This window comes from Bacillus sp. COPE52, from assembly GCF_003355115.1.
GTDB lineage: Bacteria > Bacillota > Bacilli > Bacillales > Bacillaceae_G > Bacillus_A > Bacillus_A toyonensis.
This window is the reverse complement of sequence record NZ_CP031292.1, coordinates 4,289,204-4,306,498: the sequence shown is the minus strand read 5'-3', so window position 1 is coordinate 4,306,498 and position 17,295 is coordinate 4,289,204. Positions and strand designations below refer to the sequence as shown.

General features: G+C 35.8%; 22 protein-coding genes. 9 read left to right on the top strand and 13 right to left on the bottom strand.

Translation table 11 applies throughout. The features are described 5' to 3' along the window. Positions 1 to 12: 12 nt before the first annotated feature. Positions 13 to 855 (top strand): hypothetical protein, encoded by an 843-nt coding sequence (locus DPQ31_RS21685; protein ID WP_000111890.1) that lies wholly within the window; start codon positions 13 to 15, stop codon positions 853 to 855. A 28-nt stretch (positions 856 to 883) separates the two neighbouring features. On the opposite strand, the gene DPQ31_RS21680 is transcribed toward DPQ31_RS21685, so the two are convergent. Beyond that, on the bottom strand, positions 884 to 1,720 hold the full coding sequence (locus DPQ31_RS21680; protein WP_000514088.1) for a lipoate--protein ligase family protein: 837 nt from the start codon (positions 1,718 to 1,720) through the stop codon (positions 884 to 886). A 170-nt stretch (positions 1,721 to 1,890) separates the two neighbouring features. Between DPQ31_RS21680 and DPQ31_RS21675 the strand changes: the two genes are divergently transcribed. Then, a complete protein-coding gene (locus DPQ31_RS21675; protein ID WP_000108653.1) occupies positions 1,891 to 2,274 on the top strand; it encodes a rhodanese-like domain-containing protein in 384 nt (127 codons plus the stop codon). A 35-nt stretch (positions 2,275 to 2,309) separates the two neighbouring features. Here the strand turns inward: DPQ31_RS21675 and DPQ31_RS21670 are convergent, their stop codons facing one another. Then, complete coding sequence (locus tag DPQ31_RS21670) at positions 2,310 to 2,846, bottom strand: DNA polymerase III subunit delta (protein ID WP_142345868.1); 537 nt, start codon at positions 2,844 to 2,846, stop codon at positions 2,310 to 2,312. 316 nt (positions 2,847 to 3,162) lie between these two features. Here DPQ31_RS21670 and DPQ31_RS21665 point away from each other — a divergent pair, with 316 nt between their 5' ends. The 5 genes from DPQ31_RS21665 (at position 3,163) to DPQ31_RS21645 (ending at position 5,812) form a co-directional block, all read left to right on the top strand. Next, positions 3,163 to 4,140 (top strand): LacI family DNA-binding transcriptional regulator, encoded by a 978-nt coding sequence (locus tag DPQ31_RS21665; RefSeq protein WP_001273954.1) that lies wholly within the window; start codon positions 3,163 to 3,165, stop codon positions 4,138 to 4,140. Between the two features lie 97 nt (positions 4,141 to 4,237). Continuing rightward, complete coding sequence (locus DPQ31_RS21660; protein ID WP_002005730.1) at positions 4,238 to 4,819, top strand: TetR/AcrR family transcriptional regulator; 582 nt, start codon at positions 4,238 to 4,240, stop codon at positions 4,817 to 4,819. A gap of 71 nt (positions 4,820 to 4,890) precedes the next feature. Continuing rightward, positions 4,891 to 5,223, top strand: a complete 333-nt coding sequence (locus DPQ31_RS21655; RefSeq protein ID WP_000312339.1) for a DMT family transporter — start codon at positions 4,891 to 4,893, stop codon at positions 5,221 to 5,223. Between the two features lies 1 nt (position 5,224). Further along, positions 5,225 to 5,539: a DMT family transporter gene (locus DPQ31_RS21650; RefSeq protein WP_000312621.1), complete on the top strand. Its 315-nt coding sequence runs from the start codon at positions 5,225 to 5,227 to the stop codon at positions 5,537 to 5,539. Positions 5,540 to 5,554: 15 nt separating this feature from the next. After that, on the top strand, positions 5,555 to 5,812 hold the full coding sequence (locus DPQ31_RS21645; protein WP_000265398.1) for a DUF3975 family protein: 258 nt from the start codon (positions 5,555 to 5,557) through the stop codon (positions 5,810 to 5,812). A 10-nt stretch (positions 5,813 to 5,822) separates the two neighbouring features. Here the strand turns inward: DPQ31_RS21645 and DPQ31_RS21640 are convergent, their stop codons facing one another. From DPQ31_RS21640 to gcvT, 11 genes are all read right to left on the bottom strand, one after another. Further along, a complete protein-coding gene (locus DPQ31_RS21640; protein WP_141523499.1) occupies positions 5,823 to 6,014 on the bottom strand; it encodes a hypothetical protein in 192 nt (63 codons plus the stop codon). A 250-nt stretch (positions 6,015 to 6,264) separates the two neighbouring features. After that, positions 6,265 to 6,861 (bottom strand): ABC-2 transporter permease, encoded by a 597-nt coding sequence (locus DPQ31_RS21635; RefSeq protein ID WP_000595334.1) that lies wholly within the window; start codon positions 6,859 to 6,861, stop codon positions 6,265 to 6,267. 32 nt (positions 6,862 to 6,893) lie between these two features. Continuing rightward, a complete protein-coding gene (locus tag DPQ31_RS21630; protein ID WP_001186575.1) occupies positions 6,894 to 7,526 on the bottom strand; it encodes an ABC-2 transporter permease in 633 nt (210 codons plus the stop codon). Between the two features lie 14 nt (positions 7,527 to 7,540). Continuing rightward, entirely contained in the window at positions 7,541 to 8,209 is a 669-nt protein-coding gene (locus tag DPQ31_RS21625; protein ID WP_208730968.1) for an ABC-2 transporter permease, read from the bottom strand. Next, positions 8,190 to 9,062, bottom strand: a complete 873-nt coding sequence (locus tag DPQ31_RS21620; protein ID WP_000891283.1) for an ABC transporter ATP-binding protein — start codon at positions 9,060 to 9,062, stop codon at positions 8,190 to 8,192. Before DPQ31_RS21620 ends, DPQ31_RS21625 begins: the two co-directional genes overlap by 20 nt. 3 nt (positions 9,063 to 9,065) lie before the next feature. Next, complete coding sequence (locus DPQ31_RS21615) at positions 9,066 to 9,440, bottom strand: GntR family transcriptional regulator (protein ID WP_001021357.1); 375 nt, start codon at positions 9,438 to 9,440, stop codon at positions 9,066 to 9,068. A gap of 116 nt (positions 9,441 to 9,556) precedes the next feature. Continuing rightward, positions 9,557 to 9,748, bottom strand: a complete 192-nt coding sequence (locus DPQ31_RS21610) for a hypothetical protein (protein WP_000535934.1) — start codon at positions 9,746 to 9,748, stop codon at positions 9,557 to 9,559. A gap of 70 nt (positions 9,749 to 9,818) precedes the next feature. After that, a complete protein-coding gene (locus tag DPQ31_RS21605; protein WP_002039587.1) occupies positions 9,819 to 10,022 on the bottom strand; it encodes a DUF3929 family protein in 204 nt (67 codons plus the stop codon). Positions 10,023 to 10,464: 442 nt separating this feature from the next. After that, positions 10,465 to 11,940 (bottom strand): aminomethyl-transferring glycine dehydrogenase subunit 2, encoded by a 1,476-nt coding sequence (gene gcvPB, locus DPQ31_RS21600; RefSeq protein WP_098137347.1) that lies wholly within the window; start codon positions 11,938 to 11,940, stop codon positions 10,465 to 10,467. Further along, entirely contained in the window at positions 11,937 to 13,280 is a 1,344-nt protein-coding gene (gene gcvPA / locus DPQ31_RS21595; protein ID WP_208730967.1) for an aminomethyl-transferring glycine dehydrogenase subunit 1, read from the bottom strand. Before gcvPA ends, gcvPB begins: the two co-directional genes overlap by 4 nt. A 20-nt stretch (positions 13,281 to 13,300) precedes the next feature. Then, positions 13,301 to 14,401 (bottom strand): glycine cleavage system aminomethyltransferase GcvT, encoded by a 1,101-nt coding sequence (gcvT, locus tag DPQ31_RS21590; RefSeq protein ID WP_000631761.1) that lies wholly within the window; start codon positions 14,399 to 14,401, stop codon positions 13,301 to 13,303. 390 nt (positions 14,402 to 14,791) lie between these two features. On the opposite strand from gcvT, the gene DPQ31_RS21585 reads away from it, so the two are divergent. Both DPQ31_RS21585 and DPQ31_RS21580 read left to right on the top strand, forming a co-directional pair. After that, the gene (locus tag DPQ31_RS21585; protein WP_001100044.1) at positions 14,792 to 16,474 is read left to right on the top strand and encodes a DEAD/DEAH box helicase; all 1,683 of its coding nucleotides are present in this window, start codon (positions 14,792 to 14,794) and stop codon (positions 16,472 to 16,474) included. Further along, the gene (locus DPQ31_RS21580) at positions 16,461 to 17,255 is read left to right on the top strand and encodes a YqhG family protein (RefSeq protein WP_001183954.1); all 795 of its coding nucleotides are present in this window, start codon (positions 16,461 to 16,463) and stop codon (positions 17,253 to 17,255) included. The genes DPQ31_RS21585 and DPQ31_RS21580 overlap by 14 nt, the downstream gene beginning before the upstream one ends. The last annotated feature ends 40 nt before the right edge of the window (positions 17,256 to 17,295 follow it).

The following is a 17,295-nucleotide window of genomic DNA, read 5'->3' as shown; positions in this document are numbered from 1 at the left end:
AGGAGAAATTAGATGTCAGTTAAGAAGAAAACGCAAGTACGCACCGGCAAAATGGTACGTGAACTAATGTTAGCAGACGAAGATGTAAATGCTTCGCTAATTATGGTATACAGTGAAAACGGTGTAAACGCAGAAATTAAAATCGAGGGCTTAACGCCGAAATGTAACGAAGAATTATTTTTGAGCGGAAACGTGGATTGGAACAAGAGTGTTATTTATAAAATTGTTGATTTCACTGGAAACGCTGAAGTTGGTAAAGTTACATTATCAGCGATGAACAAAAACAATGTTTCTCTAGAAATAGAACGCGTTATGTGGAGTAAAGAAAATAAAGAGGCTGCTGGTCAAGAAGAAACACCGGTAGAAGCCACACCGAAAAAAGAAGTAGTTGTAGAAGCTCCAAAAGCAGTTACACCTGCTCCTAAACCTATTACGCGTGTAGAAACACCTGCTATGGCCCCTAAGCCTACTCCGGTACCGACGCCGAAGCCAGTAAGCGTAGAAGCAGCTGTAGAACTAACTACTCCAGCACCTGTGAAAAAAGTAGTCCCTACTTCAGTTACAAAGCAAGAGACAGTACCGGTTGCTCCAGCAAAACCGAAACAACCTGCTTTGACTGAAACAAATTCAAAACTACAAGAAAATTATGTGAAACTCGTGAAAAAGACAATTGAAGTTTGTCAAGATTACGAGCTTGGCATCGACATAGATGATTCTATTGAAGGCTTAAAAGAAGAACTACAAAGCCAAGGTATTAGCGTTACATTCGACAAAGAAATTATGGACGTTGTAAATCGCCTTCGTTCTTTACAAGATAAAGGAATCAAAGTAGAAAAAGTACTTAATTTACTATAAAAAAATAAGAGATGGCAATTGCCATCTCTTATTTTTTATAATTCCATTCCTTACTTTCATACTTTTCTTTTGCTAACGTTTGAACTTCATGTAACTGTTCTTCTGTTAATTCATATGGCACAAGCTCTATATCCAATCCTTTTTCAAACCCAACCTCGAACGCTTTAATTAACTGTTCGATCGTAAATGTACGGTCTGTCAATTTATTAATTGCTACCGCTTTAGAAGAAAACATACTTTTCATACGTTCTTTCACACGTTCATTTGGGAATAAAAATAGGTCGTATAGTTCGTCTAAATCTATTTCTAACGGAATCGATCCGTGCTGTAAAATAACACCTTTTTGACGTGTTTGAGCACTACCTGCGATTTTTCTTCCTTCAACTACAATTTCATACCAAGATGGCGCATCAAAACATACTCCTGAACGCGGATTTTTTAAATTCTCACGATCCGCCTCTGTTTTCGGAACTGCATAATACGCTTCTAATCCTAATGCCTTAAAACCGTCCAATAAGCCTTGCGAAATAATGCGGTATGCTTCCGTAACTGTTTTTGGCATATTTGGATGATCTTCAGACACAATAACACTGTACGTTAATTCTTTGTCATGTAGTACACCCCTGCCGCCTGTTTGACGACGAACGAACCCATATTTCTTTTCGTTAACTACATCCATATTTATATCTTTTTCAACACGCTGGAAATACCCGACTGTTAATGTTGGTACTTCCCATTCATAAAAACGAATTGTTGGTTGCATCTTCTTTTCACTTTGCCAATTTAATAAACATTCGTCTAACGCCATATTAAACGCTGGTGAACATTGACCAGAGTTAATATAACACCATTTTTCTTTTCCCATCCTACACCTCATATAACCAATTATTTTTCACATTCTCTAGTCTACCAAATTCGACAAAATTTGTGAAAGAATACGAAATTTCTCCTTATATACAAATGAATCTGTTGCATAAATACATATGGGCATTATAATATTGAAAGTAGGATAAGAAAAAAGGGAGCGATAGAACCGTGTCAACAACTTGGATTATTTTATTAGCCGTAATCGTAGCGTTCATCGGTTACACTGTATGGATGTATTTCTATCAGAAAAAATTAATTAAAACTCTTACAGAAGAAGAATTTCGCGCTGGCTACCGTAAAGCACAGCTTATCGATATTCGCGAAGCAGACGAATATAACGCAGGGCACATTTTAGGTGCACGTAACATTCCGTTATCACAAATTCGCCTTCGTCATAAAGAACTTCGCCAAGATCAACCTGTTTACTTATACTGCCAAAGCGGATTCCGTACAGGCCGTGCAGCTCAATACTTAAAAAAACAAGGTTACAAAGATTTCTACCAATTACAAGGTGGATTTAAATCTTGGACAGGTAAAATTAAAAAGAAATAACATACAAAAACTAGCTGCATGCTGCAGTTAGTTTTTTATTTCATATTGTTTGCAATGTAATATAGATTCTTTTTTATTACATCTGCATCGTTCTCTTCTACATTACGATATAATAACTGGTATTCAATCCCCTTTTCTTTCCATAGAAGCGTAGCAAATTCCTCTCCTCTCTCGAAGTCATCTTTATTTTTAAAATAAGCAGACGCTCCATTATTCAATTTCATTTGTTCTTGAAATCGCTTTTCTTCTACAAAATCCGGAAAACTGTAAGGGAAATTTGCAACAGTTAGCTCAATATACTCATGTCTACCTTGCTCCTGTTGTTTATATTTAATCGTTAAGACAGCATTCTTCTTTTCAATCGTTCTTACTTCACCCAACACATCACTCGTAATGTCATACGGTAAAAAGGTAGGAACTTTAAATTTCGCCGGAAAATATTTTGGAAGTTCTTTTAAGGGAATCGGATCCGTAACGCGATCTGTAGCCCCACCTGTTGATCCCACAAATGTTTTTTCTTCTTGCATCGTTTGCTGAAATGAACATGAGCTAAGTAATACACTAGAAAACACGAAACAAATGATTCCTTTTTTCAATTTGTTTCCGCCCTTTCATACCGCCCTCTTAACGAACAAAGCGTTTATATGTTGTTCATATTCGCTTGAATGCCACACTCCACCTTTGAAAACTTTCCTCGTTATTCTCACACATTTTGACAAAACTGCTTTCAAACAAACAGAAAGACTTCGCTATTCTTACGCCCAAACGAAATGGTTACGCGAATAACAGAAGTCCTATTTATAACATAGATTGTGAAAAGCTTTTCAGGTCAAGATTTTTTCATTCTACTTATTTTCCCTTTATAATATAAGTAAAGAGGTGATGCATATGGCCAATATAAAACAAATCGCTAAAACTGCTGGTGTATCTATATCAACCGTTTCCCGTGTCTTAAATAATCACCCTTACGTAAAAGAAGACAAACGGAAACGAGTTCTAGAGGCGGTTGAAGAATTAAACTACGCAAAAAATATAAATGCTATTCATTTAATAAAGGGGAAAACATATACAATCGGGGTTATGCTCCCTTTCATTAATGTCCCTTACTTCAGTACCATTATTGAAGGAATCGGAAACGAAGCGTTAGCAGCTGGATATCACATTAATTTATGCCAAACAAATTACGATAGTATTGAAGAAATTCGTGTTCTTGAAATGATGAAAATGAAACAATTTGACGGGATGATTATTTGTTCTCGAACGAGTTCATGGGAACAAATCGAACCTTTCGCAAAATTCGCCCCTATTATTTCATGTGAAAAAATGAACCACCCCCTCATTTCATCTGTCTACGTAGATCATTATGAAGGATTCCGGCTCGGTACTGCATATTTACTAAGTAAAGGCCATGAAAAAATCGGAATTTGTTTAGCAAGAAAAACGAGTGTAAATTCTATGGAACGTGAAAAAGCGTTTGCTGATACACTTCATAACGAAGGTCAAACGTTACATCCTGAATGGATTTTTCATCAATGCTATACAATGCAGGACGGAGCACAAATACTCCACCGTATTTTACATATGAAAAATCGTCCAACTGCTATTTTCACAGCGAATGACCAAGTAGCTGCCGGTTTATTAACAGAGGCAAAGAAACATGGTGTTCGCGTCCCTGAAGATCTCGCTATTTTAGGATTCGATAACCATGAAATTTCAAAGGCATTAGAAATTTCGACTATTGAACACCCTGGTCTTACGATGGGATCACGTGCTTTTACCTTATTCCATAAACAGATGCAGGACGAACAAATAACCGGGAACTCAGAAGAACTTCCATTCCATTTAATTGAGCGAAAAACAGTCTGAAAAGGAGCGTTAACTATAGCACTCTTTTTCAGCTTTTCACCTATTGACTTTGTGTTTATTATCTCATATAATAAACCTAACGAACGGTAGGTAGGGGATGAAAATGACAGCAAATCGCATTAAAGCTGTAGCACTTTCTCATTTCGCACGCTACGGCTATGAAGGAACTTCATTGGCAAATATTGCCCAAGAAGTTGGGATTAAAAAACCATCGATTTACGCACACTTTAAAGGAAAAGAAGAGCTATATTTCATATGCTTAGAATCTGCTCTTCAAAAAGATTTGCAGAGCTTCACAGGCGATATCGAAAGCTTTTCCAATTCGTCCACTGAAGAATTGCTATTAAAATTATTAAAAGGCTACGCAAAACGATTTGGTGAAAGTGAAGAATCAATGTTTTGGTTACGAACTTCTTATTTTCCGCCTGATGCATTTCGCGAACAAATTATTAATAAAGCAAATGTACACATTGAAAACGTCGGAAAACTTTTATTCCCGGTATTTAAAAGAGCAAGCGAACAAGATGAGCTGCATAACATTGAAGTAAAAGACGCCTTAGAGGCTTTTCTATGCTTACTCGACGGTCTTATGGTTGAACTACTATACGCAGGTTTAAATCGTTTTGAGACACGTTTAGACGCTTCTTGGAAAGTATTTTGGCGCGGACTTTCAAACTGACGGATTGCTCCTTTGCAATGCGTCGTTTTTAAGCCCTTTACCTAACGACTGGTAGGAAGGAGAAATGACATATGGCATGGATTTATGTAATCATCGCTGGTATTATTGAAATCTTTTGGGTGATTGGACTAAAAAAAGCGGAGGCACCACTTGAGTGGGCTGGTGTTGCGCTATTAATTACAATTAGTTTCGTCTTATTATTTAGAGCTTATAAAGATTTACCTGTCGGCACTGTATACGCAGTCTTCACAGGAATCGGAGCGGGCGGAATCGTTCTTACAGAAATTTTCATCTTCGGAGAACCTTTCTCTATCGTAAAAGTTTTATTAATCGGTTTAATCTTCTTCGGAGTAATTGGTTTAAAACGAGTAACAGAAGAAAAAGAAGCGAAGGAGGCCGCATAAAATGGCTTGGGTATTTTTAATTCTAGCTGGTATTTGTGAAATTATTGGTGTACTCTTTATGAAAGTAGCCACTGAAAAGAAAGGCTGGGCACCAAAAGTTATTTTAATCGCTAACTTCGGCGTAAGCTTCTTCTTCTTATCCCTTGCGATGGACACATTACCGATGGGAACTGCTTACGCGATTTGGACTGGAATCGGAACTGCCGGAAGTGCACTTCTAGGCATTCTTATTTTCCGAGAATCAGCGGATTGGCGTCGTCTTGCCTTCTTAAGCTGCATTCTATGCGGCGCTGTTGGCTTAAAACTATTAAGCTAACGCGAGGTGAATGTCATGTGGAAAGAAAAAGGAAAACAAATGTTAGCATGGATCACACTCGTGATCGCCATTCTACTGCAAGTAAGTTTTCATATAATAGAATGGTTGTTTCATAAAGTATTATCCATTCTTGCATTCCTTCCGAACATGACACTTGAAATTTTATCTATCGTTTGGTCAATTATTGCCTCCATTGCAATCGTAATTATATGGAGTATCGCCAAGCTATATAATAAGTTATTTAAAAAGGACAGTTACTCTGAAAAAGAGTAACTGTCCTTTTTTATATTGATTCAGACTTTCTATAGAAGTTTGATGTGATAAGACAAAACAGACCAACTACGACAACACTCATACCAATCCCTTTATGCAAACTAGGAAATAGCGGTGGTATATCCGAATAAAAGTTTGCTAATATGCAACCAATTGAAACTAAAAGTATTCCTATTCTATATAACCATTTTCTTTTGTTCATCATTCTCCCTCCTAAAATTTTTCATACACTCCTACCTTTTGGACATACTACCTAAAAAAGGAGTGGATAATATGCAAAATTCTATACATAAACAGATCCTATTTTTATTTTTCCTCTTTCTCATTCTCATTATCGTTTTCAGCTTTATATTACATACTCCAAAAGATGTTGTACCGAATAGCCTCTCTGTTTATAAACTCTTACTTTCATATTGTCGATATTGAAGAAGGTGCCTTTTATGAGGCACCTTTTAAAATTCTCTCTTCTCATACAATTTCATTGAAACGAAGGCAGATACTATGAACATGCATATTGAACTAACGAATAATAAACTGTTATATAGTTGGATTTGTTCCAGGTTGATTTCAAAGAACATAGTACAAATGGCTGTCGGTGCTATTAGCATGAAAAGCGTAATAAAAATAGCTTTTTTATATGCTAGCCAAAATGATATCGGTAAAACCAAGCTTAAATATATTAAAATAAAGCTAATACTAGCAACCATTGTCGTTTCAATAAATTCAAATAGGTTAACCCCATTCTTCATTCCCATCGTGAAACAACCGACTATTACACTTATAAAAAGAATAATAATTGCTACTATATATTTCGCATACACAATTTGTTTTCTCAATATTGGTAAACTATTTACTATCACTTCACTCTCATTTTTACTATCTGCTTCAAATGTTTTTACTGTTGCCCCAATTGTAATAATTACTGACATAATTATGAACAGATTTTCCGTATCTGTTAAGGCCATATAAAAGAAAATAGGATACAGTATGTACCAAATTAAAAATTTCCATTGAATGATGAAATCTTTTAAAATTAATTGCTTAATCATGTATTACACCTCCTAACATGAAAATGCCACTTCTATAACTCTGCCTCTTGAAACATTTTCATTGAGAGTAACATTGATATGACTATACTTACTAACACTCCGATACCAAGAACACTCATCGCTACTGTAGCATCCTCAGAGTGAAGTACTTTTAACATAATTGTTTTATCACCAAAAACATTACACATAAGGCCAATCATACCTATTAAAGGAAAAATCATAATTACATACAAGACAGTAGTAGCTTTATTTCCTCCGATGTAATTAGTAGGTATCATTATCACACAATAAATCAAAGTTGCTACTATTGCTGAAAACATTGCATATCCAGGAATAACTATATCTCTGTCCAACAAAATATTTCCTAATATTACGACTATAAAAGTTGTACTCAAACCGACTATAATAAATAATGTAGTTGAAATATATTTAGCTATAACTATCTCTTTTCTCGTTATAGGCAAACTCACTAATACTTTTTCTGTTTTACTTTTTTCTTCATAATAAAAAGAAATATATATAATCATACTACATGTCATAAATAATCCTATTGCAATCCCCATCGGTTCTACAGAATTCCTAAAAATCGATAAAACGGGTATTAAAAAATAGAAAGGAATCATCTTCTTCTGTAAGAAAAACTCCTTCAAAATTAACTGTTGCATATGAATTCTCCTCTCTATAAATCACGGGCTCCATAAATTTTAATTGTTAGAAACATAGAAGCGATATAAATACTAACTAATGTAATGAATCCAACTATAAATACACCAATATGCATAGGATTCATAATCCACTCAATGAATGAAGGTGCTATTCCATTGATCTCATCACTAATAAATATCCAAAGTATCCCTCCGACTCCTATTGAGGCTGCTGATACTATACTTCTTACTACCTTCGACTTTGTACCATAATAACTAGGGAAAAACGTGACAACCAAAAATACGGCGTAAACAGCTCCATTTATTACTTCATACCACGGAATTTCAATGTATAGATTAGGATGATATGCACCGATATCACCGATGACCATAATGCCTCTTATAAGAAAAACAACTAACATCGTAGAGAGCATGCCACCTACAATAAATATTGCACAGGAAATATATCTAGCAATTATGATATCCTTTCGACTTAACGGTAAACTATTTATTACAATGTCACTTTTATTCCTTTCATCCATATAGATTAGCGTCATAACGGAGGAAAGGGTTATAAATAGACAACTCATCGGAAATAACAATTCACTCCCGGGCTCAAGTAAAAAGAACATAAGGGGCATAATAAGATTCACTAACCAAGTTACCCGAAAAAAGAACAAATCTTTATAGATGAGCTGACGCATAGGCACCTCTCCCTTTCGCAGTGTAAACGATAATATCATCTAATGTAGGCTTTTCTAGTACAACCTCATTTCCAAACCAATCGATAATTACTTGTTTATCCTTCGCTAAACCTTCAAAACCAAATTTATTTTTTCGTAATCCAACAAATAGCTCTTTTCCTTCTCGATCCAATAAATCATTACTTCCCTTTACGATTACGTAGCTCTCCATTAATTCATCTTTCTCACCAGTAAATATAATTTCCCCATCGTTGATAAAAGTAATATAATCTGCGATGCGCTCTAAGTCTGTTGTAATGTGCGTTGAGAATAATACAGATACTTCATCTTCCATTACAATTTCTTGCAATATATCAAGCAATTCACTTCGAACAACTGGGTCCAATCCTGCTGTTGGTTCATCCATAATAATAAACTCTGCATGATGCGAAAGCGCGATGGCAATCGCAAATTTCATTTTCATCCCTTTAGATAACTCTTTAATTTTTTTATACTTTGGAACTTGTAATCTCTCCATATACGATTGATACTGACATTCGTCCCACTTTTTATATAGCGGTGCAATAATACGCTTCATTTGTTCACACGTTAAATCTTCGTAGTAATGATTTTCATCATATACAAAGCCGATATTTTGTTTTATTTCCTTTTCTGCTTTCTTATTGTCCTTGCCAAAAATTTGTATATCGCCGCTCTCTTTTCTAATTAAATTCATAATCATTTTGATCGTCGTACTTTTCCCAGCACCATTCGGTCCGACAAATCCCATAATATATCCACGTGGCAGCGTAAAACTTATATTTTTCACTGCAAAATCTTGATATCTTTTACAAACGTTTTTTAGCTCTAACATTCCTTATTCCCCCTCATATAAACACGCAATCATCTGCTGTAAATCTTCAAGTGAAAGCTGCAACACTTTACTTTCTCTCACAATTTCTTCAGCCTTACTTTCCAATAAACGTAAGCGCTGTTCTTTTAATAGTTCATTGTTTTTACGTGAAACATAAGTCCCCTTCCCAGCAACAGTTTCTATATATCCTTCTTTTTCAAGTTCCTCGTACGCACGCTTCGTTGTAATTACACTAATTTGTAATTCCTTCGCTAAGCTACGAATAGACGGCAGTTGGTCTCCCCCCTTTAAACCACCATTTAAAATAAGTTGGCTTAATTGTTTCCTTATTTGTACATAAATAGGGTCTTGGGAAGAATTCGAAATAATAATATTCATGTTTTCCTCCAGTGTGTATATACTGTATATATCTTATATATACAGTATATACACACCATCCTATTTTTGGCAAGAAAAAAAGACCAACATTTTCCTGTTGGTCTTTCGTATATGTATCACTTTTCAAAGCGATCTAACATTTCGTCTCTCATTCCGAAACTAACAACCGCAATTCCTACATACATAAACAGAAGGAATGCCGGATGAACTGTATTGTACCAGCTGCTATCAACAATTAAATAAATCGTTAACGCCACAACAAGAACAAACGCTAAAATAAACATATAAAAGTGTCTTGTACTACCCATGATAAACTCCTCTCTACTCTCTGCACCATTCAACAGTATATTTTATCGAATAATTCGATATGACTCAAGGTTAACTTTCTTTTATGTAATCAAGTTCTACCTTTACAATGTCCTCACATGCTATTGAAATGATTGTTCCTTGTTTATCAATCGCCGTCACTTCTCTATTATCCATTACACGATGTGCTACTCTTTCTAACACTTTTCCTTGGTCTCGATAGCAAAATTCTTTTACATCTTTAATTGTTTCTCCATTTTCTAAATGGTATACCATTCTATAACATCGATATCCCACACTTTCACCCCCGCCTTGCTCGTTTTTTCACATATACATAAAAATGAGTAATTTTTGCCTCATCACATCTTCTTAATTTCAATAAAATTCTAACAAAAATAAATACTTTTATCAAACCGACTTTTTCAACAAAACTACCTATAAAACTACATCTTTACACAATTATGAAACAAAAAATATAAAGTTTTAACATTTTCTTCACTATTTCTGCATAAAGTGAAACTTTAATCAGTGGGGATTTTTGTTCATCCCCACTGATTATTAGCCTTCACCAATCGGGCATTTACGGACAGTTTATCTCCCACCTGGCTTCTTTGCACCAGCTAAGTTTTGAGTTGGGAGTTTTACTGTCCACAAATAGCAGGACAAATTCTCCAAACAAAAAAAGAACCCGCATGTAGCGAGTTCTTTTTTATTCTAATCAAACTTGTACAGGAGCAAGCTTTTCATAACGTAAAACAGGTTTACGAGCAGCCATTGTTTCGTCTAAACGTTTAATAACTGTAGTGTGTGGTGCTTCTTGTACAACTTCTGGATTTTCTTCTACTTCTTTAGCGATTTGAATCATCTTATCAATGAAACCATCTAACGTTTCTTTTGATTCTGTTTCTGTCGGTTCAATCATAATACATTCTTCCACATTTAATGGGAAGTAAATTGTTGGTGGGTGGTAACCGAAATCAAGCAGACGTTTTGCAATATCTAATGTACGTACACCAAGTTTCTTTTGACGACGACCTGATAATACAAATTCATGCTTACAATGTCTATCGAACGGAAGATCATAGAACGGCGCTAATCTTCTCATCATATAATTCGCATTTAATACAGCATACTCAGTTACTGCACGTAGTCCATCTGGACCCATAGAACGAATGTATGTGTATGCACGAACGTTAATACCGAAGTTACCATAGAATGGTTTCACACGCCCAATTGCTTCTGGACGATCGTAATTGAAGTGGTAGCCATTTTCCGTTTTCTCTAAAATTGGTTTTGGTAAGTACGGAATTAAATCAGCTTTCACACCTACTGGACCAGAACCTGGACCACCGCCGCCATGCGGACCTGTAAATGTTTTATGAAGGTTTAAATGCACAACGTCAAATCCCATATCTCCTGGGCGCGCTTGGCTTAATACCGCATTTAAGTTTGCACCATCATAGTATAATTTACCGCCTGCATTATGGACGATTTCAGCCATTTCTAAAATATTTTCTTCAAATAGACCTAATGTATTTGGATTTGTTAACATAAGTGCTGCTGTTTCTTCGTTTACAACACGTTTTAAATCTTCTAAGTCAACAAGACCATGTTCATTCGATTTTACTGTAATTGTTTCAAAACCAGCTACAGTTGCAGATGCTGGATTCGTTCCGTGAGCAGAGTCAGGAACAATTACTTTCGTACGGTTAAAGTCACCATTTGCTTCATGGTAGGCACGAATTAACATTAAACCTGTCCATTCTCCGTGTGCACCTGCTGCTGGTTGTAATGTAACAGTATCCATACCTGTAATTTCAATTAAATGCTCTTGTAAGTCGTACATTAATTCCATTGCACCTTGTACTGTCTCTTCATCTTGAAGTGGATGAATATTTGCAAATCCTGCAAAACGAGCTACATTCTCATTAATTTTCGGATTATATTTCATCGTACAAGATCCAAGTGGATAGAATCCAGAATCCACGCCGTGGTTACGGTTTGAAAGTGCTGTATAGTGGCGCATAATGTCAAGTTCAGATACTTCTGGTAGCTCTGCATCTTCTACTCGAATATAATCGCTCTCAAATACATCTTCTAGTTTCACTTCTTCTACATCTAATTTGGGTAAGCTATATCCTACGCGTCCTTCTTTAGTCACTTCAAAAATAAGTGCTTGGTCTTGGTTCTTCATTGGATAGCCCCCATTTCGTTTACAAGTGTGTCAATTTCCTCTTTTGTACGAAGCTCAGTTACTGCTAACAGCATATGATTTTCTAATTCTTTATAATCACGGCCTAGATCATAACCACCGATAATATTCTTTTGTAGTAATGCGTCGTTTACTTCTTTCACTGGACGTTTGCAATCTACAACGAATTCATTGAAGAATGGTCCAGCAAATGTAGCTGTAAAGCCTTTCGCTTCGAATTGACGTTTTGCATATTGTGCTTTAGAAATATTTTGAAGTGCCATTTCTTTCACACCTTGTTTTCCAAGTGCCGTCATTGCAACAGAAGCTGCTAATGCATTTAACGCTTGGTTTGAACAAATGTTAGATGTCGCTTTGTCACGACGAATATGCTGTTCACGTGCTTGTAGCGTTAATACAAATCCACGTTTACCATCTGAATCTACCGTTTGTCCGACAAGACGTCCTGGAATTTTACGCATAAATGCTTTCGTTGTTGCAAAGTAACCACAGTGTGGTCCACCAAACTGTGTTGGAATACCGAATGGTTGTGCATCACCGATTACAATGTCAGCACCGAATTTCCCTGGTGGTGTTAATGCGCCTAATGATAACGGATTTGAAGAAACGATAAATAATGATTTTTGTTGATGAACGATTTTTTCAATATCAGCTAACTTTTCAACTTGTCCGAAGAAGTTTGGATATTGAACGATTACACAAGCAACTGTATCGTCTACTTCGCTTTGTAATACGTCTAAATCTGTTACACCATCTTTATGATTAATTTCAACAACTTCTAGATGTTGACCTTTTGCATAAGTTTCAAGTACTGCTCTTGATTCTGGGTGCACTGCACTAGATACAAGAATTTTCTTTTTACGAGTATGGCCAGCCGCTAACATTGCCGCTTCAGCTAAAGCTGTACCTCCGTCATACATAGAAGAGTTTGCTACATCCATTCCTGTTAATTCACAAATCATTGTTTGGAATTCAAAGATTGCTTGTAATTCCCCTTGTGAAATTTCTGGTTGGTATGGCGTGTAAGCAGTATAAAACTCTGAACGAGAAATAACATGATCAACAATTACTGGAGCATAATGATCGTATACGCCTGCTCCTAAGAAAGAAGCATATTCTTTTAAATTAGCATTTTTACCAGCCATTTGAGATAGCTCTTTTAAAAGCTCTGGCTCTGATTTTGCTTCTTTAATTTTTAAATCCCCTTTAAAACGAACACTCTCTGGAATATCAGAGAATAATTCGTCGATCGTTTGAACGCCGATCGTTTGTAACATTTCTTTTTTGTCTTCTTCTGTCATTGGAAGATAACGATGCAACATGAAATCTACCCCTCTCCCCGTTACTTTGAACGTTTATAAAATGGTGTTGGAACAACTACTGCTTTGACGCGTTTATTACGAATTTCAATTTCTACTTCTGTATCAACTGCTGCGTATTTTACATCAATTAGTGCTAAACCAATGCTTTTCTTTAACGTTGGAGATTGTGTACCACTCGTTACTTCCCCGATTTTTTCTTCTCCTACAAATACAGGGTAATGCGTACGAGGAATACCGCGTTCGATCACTTCGATGCCGACTAATTTACGAGATGCACCGTTTTCTTTTTGCTCTTTTAACGTTTCTTTTCCAAAGAAATCTGCTTCTTTGTTTGGTTTTACCGCAAAGCCAATTCCTGCTTCAATCGGTGTAATATCTTTTGATAATTCTTGTCCGTATAACGGAAGTGTTGCTTCAAAGCGAAGTGTATCACGAGCACCTAAACCACATGCTTTTAAGCCCTCTTCTGCTCCAACTTCAAGAAGTTTCTCCCAAAGTTTTGCAGCATCTTCACTCTTACAGTAAATTTCGAATCCGTCTTCACCTGTGTAACCTGTACGAGATACAAGTGCAGGAATTCCATCTACAAGAATATCGTTTTTAAATTTAAAGAACTTAATTTCTTTCAAATCTTCTGACACAACTTTTTGTAAAATGCCTTCTGCTTTTGGTCCTTGAATTGCAAGCTGCGCAACTTCACTAGAAACATTGACTACTTTCGCATCGCCAATTACATGACTTGCTAACCATTCGTAATCTTTCTCGATATTTGATGCATTGATTACTAATAAATAGTCTTCTTCACCACGTTTGTAGATTAATAAATCATCTACTGTACCACCATTTTCGTAGCACATAGCTGTATATTGTGCGCCTCCTACCTTTAAGGTAGATACGTCATTTGTAACAACACGTTGTAAAAATGCTAAACTATCTACACCTTTTACCTCAACTTCTCCCATATGAGACACATCGAACAAACCTGCCGCTGTACGTACAGCTTCGTGTTCTTCTTTAATGCTTGAAAATTGAACTGGTAATTCCCAGCCACCAAAGTCGATTGTTTTCCCACCATACTTCGCGTATACATCAAATAACGGTGTACGTTGTAATGTAATCATGCTCTTTCCCCCTTATGCTCTGACAAATCAATAAAAGTTGCTTCCCATATCTAAACATTTTCATTCTGAAAAGATAGGATATACGGAATCTCACTATATTTTTTTATGAAAGCGTAAATAAAAAAGTACTTTCTTGGATAAAATACGAAAGATTCCACACATTTCACACCATTATCCTAACATCATTCGCTATATTTCATCAATATTCTAGCATAAAAAATAATTTAGAATTTTTCATTCTTAATCTTACTAAATACAACTTTTGAGATTTAATGCTTATTATTGTCTATCATATAGCCTTTAATAACGATAACAAAGCCTTCTTTCAAGGCGAATCATTATACATGTAAAAAATAATTACTTTAACTTATAAAAGGTGGGAGAGTCGTAATGAATGTTGATATTTCCGTAGATCGGACGTGGCAAAACAATTTTTTAAATAGAATTGAAGAAGATGGTCCTTGGACAAACTGGGATTTATACCATTTAGCTTATGAAACAGAAAAATCGTTACTTGTTCCTACTTTCGATGGACTACAAGCACCGAAGCACTTATCCCATTTCACACCGCTTCCTCATCAATTAGAAGTCGCTCAAAATGTTATTGAACAAATGAACGGTAAAGCGATACTAGCCGACGAAGTAGGGCTTGGAAAAACAATTGAAGCTGGACTTATTTTAAAAGAATATATGGTGCGTGGGCTTGTGAAAAAAGTACTCATACTCGTCCCAGCCTCTCTCGTGTCACAATGGGCATACGAACTAAATACAAAGTTTTTCATTCCAGCTGTAGCTCAAAAGAAAAGCTACTCGTGGGAGCAAGCTGACGTGATCGTATCATCAATTGATACTGCAAAACGTTCACCACATCGCGATATCGTTTTGAACTTAGAATATGATCTTATTATTATCGATGAAGCACATAAACTAAAAAATAATAAAACAAAAAACTATGAATTTGCACAGCGATTAAAAAAGAAGTTTTGTTTATTACTAACAGCTACTCCTGTTCAAAACAAGATTGATGAAATTTTCAACCTTGTTTCTTTATTAAAACCAGGACATTTGGGCAATCAATCCAACTTTGAAGAATACTACGCTTCAAAAAATCGTTCAGCCGAATCAGATGAAGACTTAAAAGCTCTCATTAACAAAGTAATGGTCCGAAATAGACGTCATAATACCGGAATTGATTGGCCGAAGAGGCATGTACGTACAATTTTTGTAGAGTTTAATAAAGAAGAGCAAGCTTTATATAATGCAATTGAACACTGGGGAGGACGAGATGCCTTCACATCTGCTTTCTCATCCTTAACATTAAAACGCGAGGCATGTAGTAGCCGTGAAGCTGTGTACTATTCATTAAAAAAGCATGTAGAAAAACGTCAGAAAGAAAATGAACAATATATAAAAGATCCATATATTGATGTGCTAATGGATAATATTAATCATATTCCATTCAACTCAAAAGCAAATAAAGCTCTTGAGCTTATAAAAGAAATTGACGATAAAGTCGTCATCTTCACGGAATATCGAGCGTCACAAATGTACTTACAATGGTTTTTACAGCAGCACGGCATTTCTTCCGTTCCGTTCCGCGGTGGATTTAAACGTGGGAAAAAAGATTGGATGAAGGAACTTTTCCAAAAACACGCGCAAGTATTAATTGCAACGGAAGCTGGCGGAGAAGGAATTAACTTACAGTTTTGTAGCCATATGATCAATTATGATTTGCCATGGAACCCAATGCGTCTTGAACAAAGAATTGGACGTATTCACCGTCTTGGTCAAAAAAATGATGTTCATATTTATAACTTAGCTACAAAGCATACTGTTGAAGAACACATTTTGAAACTGTTATATGAAAAAATAAATTTATTTGAGCGTGTTATCGGTGAACTCGATGAAATTTTAACAAGAATTAATATGAAAAACATCGATGCGCATATTCAAGAAATTTTTGCGCAATCAAAAAGCGAAGGAGAAATTCGAATTAAGATGGAAAACTTAACATCTATTATCGACTTTGCGAAGCGAAATGAAGCTGAGGTGCAAGGCTATGCAGCAACATGAAATCCATAATTACTTAAACAATTTCTTTGAGGCGAATAACTGCGAAATTTTAGGACGTTCCCCTCACCTATTAGATGTGCAGTTAACAATTGAGATGGATAAATTATTAATGAACCGCCCTTTCTATTGGCACTATCTTGAAAAAACAGGAGGCGTACCGAATCCGATGCGCCTTACTCTTATTACAAATCCAGAAAATGAAGAAAACGATGGCGAACTTATTCACTACGGTTCACCACGACTACATCAAATTTTCCAGACAACGAAAGAATTAGGCTCTTACATACGTTTATATGAGGAAATAAAGCATAACGGGGCAACGCATACACCGCTCCATCCTTGGCTCGGTGTAAATATAAAAGTGTCTTATCAATGTGATCGAAAAAAAGACATCCTTCATTCCATTGGTATTCATCTCATCTCTGGAACAATGATGGCAAATTTTCATGAAACATTAACTAACATTAAACTTACACCGAAAATACCTGACTTTTGTTTTACGCTCTCTCCTATCATTAAGCCTCAAAGCGGCTTACAACGTATAGAGGACGCTTTAAAAAATATAATTGCAGAAGATGATCATGCGTGGGCGAAAGAAGCGAGGGTACGTTGGAATCACGATTTAGATCTTTTAAATCGTTTTTATGAAGATAGTGATGAACTTCCTGAAAGCTATGAAATTGAAAAACAAGCCTTGCAAGAACAATATGAACCACGTATTACAGTGCAAATTATTAACGGTGGCCTCTTTTATGTTACCGCTAATCATTTTCTATCTTAAAAAAGCTCCTTCCGTTTTTAGAAGGAGCTTTTTTTTTATT

Excerpts from the sequence above, each read along its gene's own strand:
- DPQ31_RS21685 (WP_000111890.1), top strand. The coding sequence starts at position 13 with ATGTCAGTTAAGAAGAAAACGCAAGTACGCACCGGCAAAATGGTACGT.
- DPQ31_RS21680 (WP_000514088.1), bottom strand. The coding sequence starts at position 1,720 with ATGGGAAAAGAAAAATGGTGTTATATTAACTCTGGTCAATGTTCACCA.
- DPQ31_RS21665 (WP_001273954.1), top strand. The coding sequence starts at position 3,163 with ATGGCCAATATAAAACAAATCGCTAAAACTGCTGGTGTATCTATATCA.
- DPQ31_RS21660 (WP_002005730.1), top strand. The coding sequence starts at position 4,238 with ATGAAAATGACAGCAAATCGCATTAAAGCTGTAGCACTTTCTCATTTC.
- DPQ31_RS21655 (WP_000312339.1), top strand. The coding sequence starts at position 4,891 with ATGGCATGGATTTATGTAATCATCGCTGGTATTATTGAAATCTTTTGG.
- DPQ31_RS21650 (WP_000312621.1), top strand. The coding sequence starts at position 5,225 with ATGGCTTGGGTATTTTTAATTCTAGCTGGTATTTGTGAAATTATTGGT.
- DPQ31_RS21645 (WP_000265398.1), top strand. The coding sequence starts at position 5,555 with ATGTGGAAAGAAAAAGGAAAACAAATGTTAGCATGGATCACACTCGTG.
- DPQ31_RS21640 (WP_141523499.1), bottom strand. The coding sequence starts at position 6,014 with ATGAACAAAAGAAAATGGTTATATAGAATAGGAATACTTTTAGTTTCA.
- DPQ31_RS21635 (WP_000595334.1), bottom strand. The coding sequence starts at position 6,861 with ATGATTAAGCAATTAATTTTAAAAGATTTCATCATTCAATGGAAATTT.
- DPQ31_RS21630 (WP_001186575.1), bottom strand. The coding sequence starts at position 7,526 with ATGCAACAGTTAATTTTGAAGGAGTTTTTCTTACAGAAGAAGATGATT.
- DPQ31_RS21625 (WP_208730968.1), bottom strand. The coding sequence starts at position 8,209 with ATGCGTCAGCTCATCTATAAAGATTTGTTCTTTTTTCGGGTAACTTGG.
- DPQ31_RS21620 (WP_000891283.1), bottom strand. The coding sequence starts at position 9,062 with ATGTTAGAGCTAAAAAACGTTTGTAAAAGATATCAAGATTTTGCAGTG.
- DPQ31_RS21615 (WP_001021357.1), bottom strand. The coding sequence starts at position 9,440 with ATGAATATTATTATTTCGAATTCTTCCCAAGACCCTATTTATGTACAA.
- DPQ31_RS21610 (WP_000535934.1), bottom strand. The coding sequence starts at position 9,748 with ATGGGTAGTACAAGACACTTTTATATGTTTATTTTAGCGTTTGTTCTT.
- DPQ31_RS21605 (WP_002039587.1), bottom strand. The coding sequence starts at position 10,022 with ATGGTATACCATTTAGAAAATGGAGAAACAATTAAAGATGTAAAAGAA.
- gcvPB (WP_098137347.1), bottom strand. The coding sequence starts at position 11,940 with ATGAAGAACCAAGACCAAGCACTTATTTTTGAAGTGACTAAAGAAGGA.
- gcvPA (WP_208730967.1), bottom strand. The coding sequence starts at position 13,280 with ATGTTGCATCGTTATCTTCCAATGACAGAAGAAGACAAAAAAGAAATG.
- gcvT (WP_000631761.1), bottom strand. The coding sequence starts at position 14,401 with ATGATTACATTACAACGTACACCGTTATTTGATGTATACGCGAAGTAT.
- DPQ31_RS21585 (WP_001100044.1), top strand. The coding sequence starts at position 14,792 with ATGAATGTTGATATTTCCGTAGATCGGACGTGGCAAAACAATTTTTTA.
- DPQ31_RS21580 (WP_001183954.1), top strand. The coding sequence starts at position 16,461 with ATGCAGCAACATGAAATCCATAATTACTTAAACAATTTCTTTGAGGCG.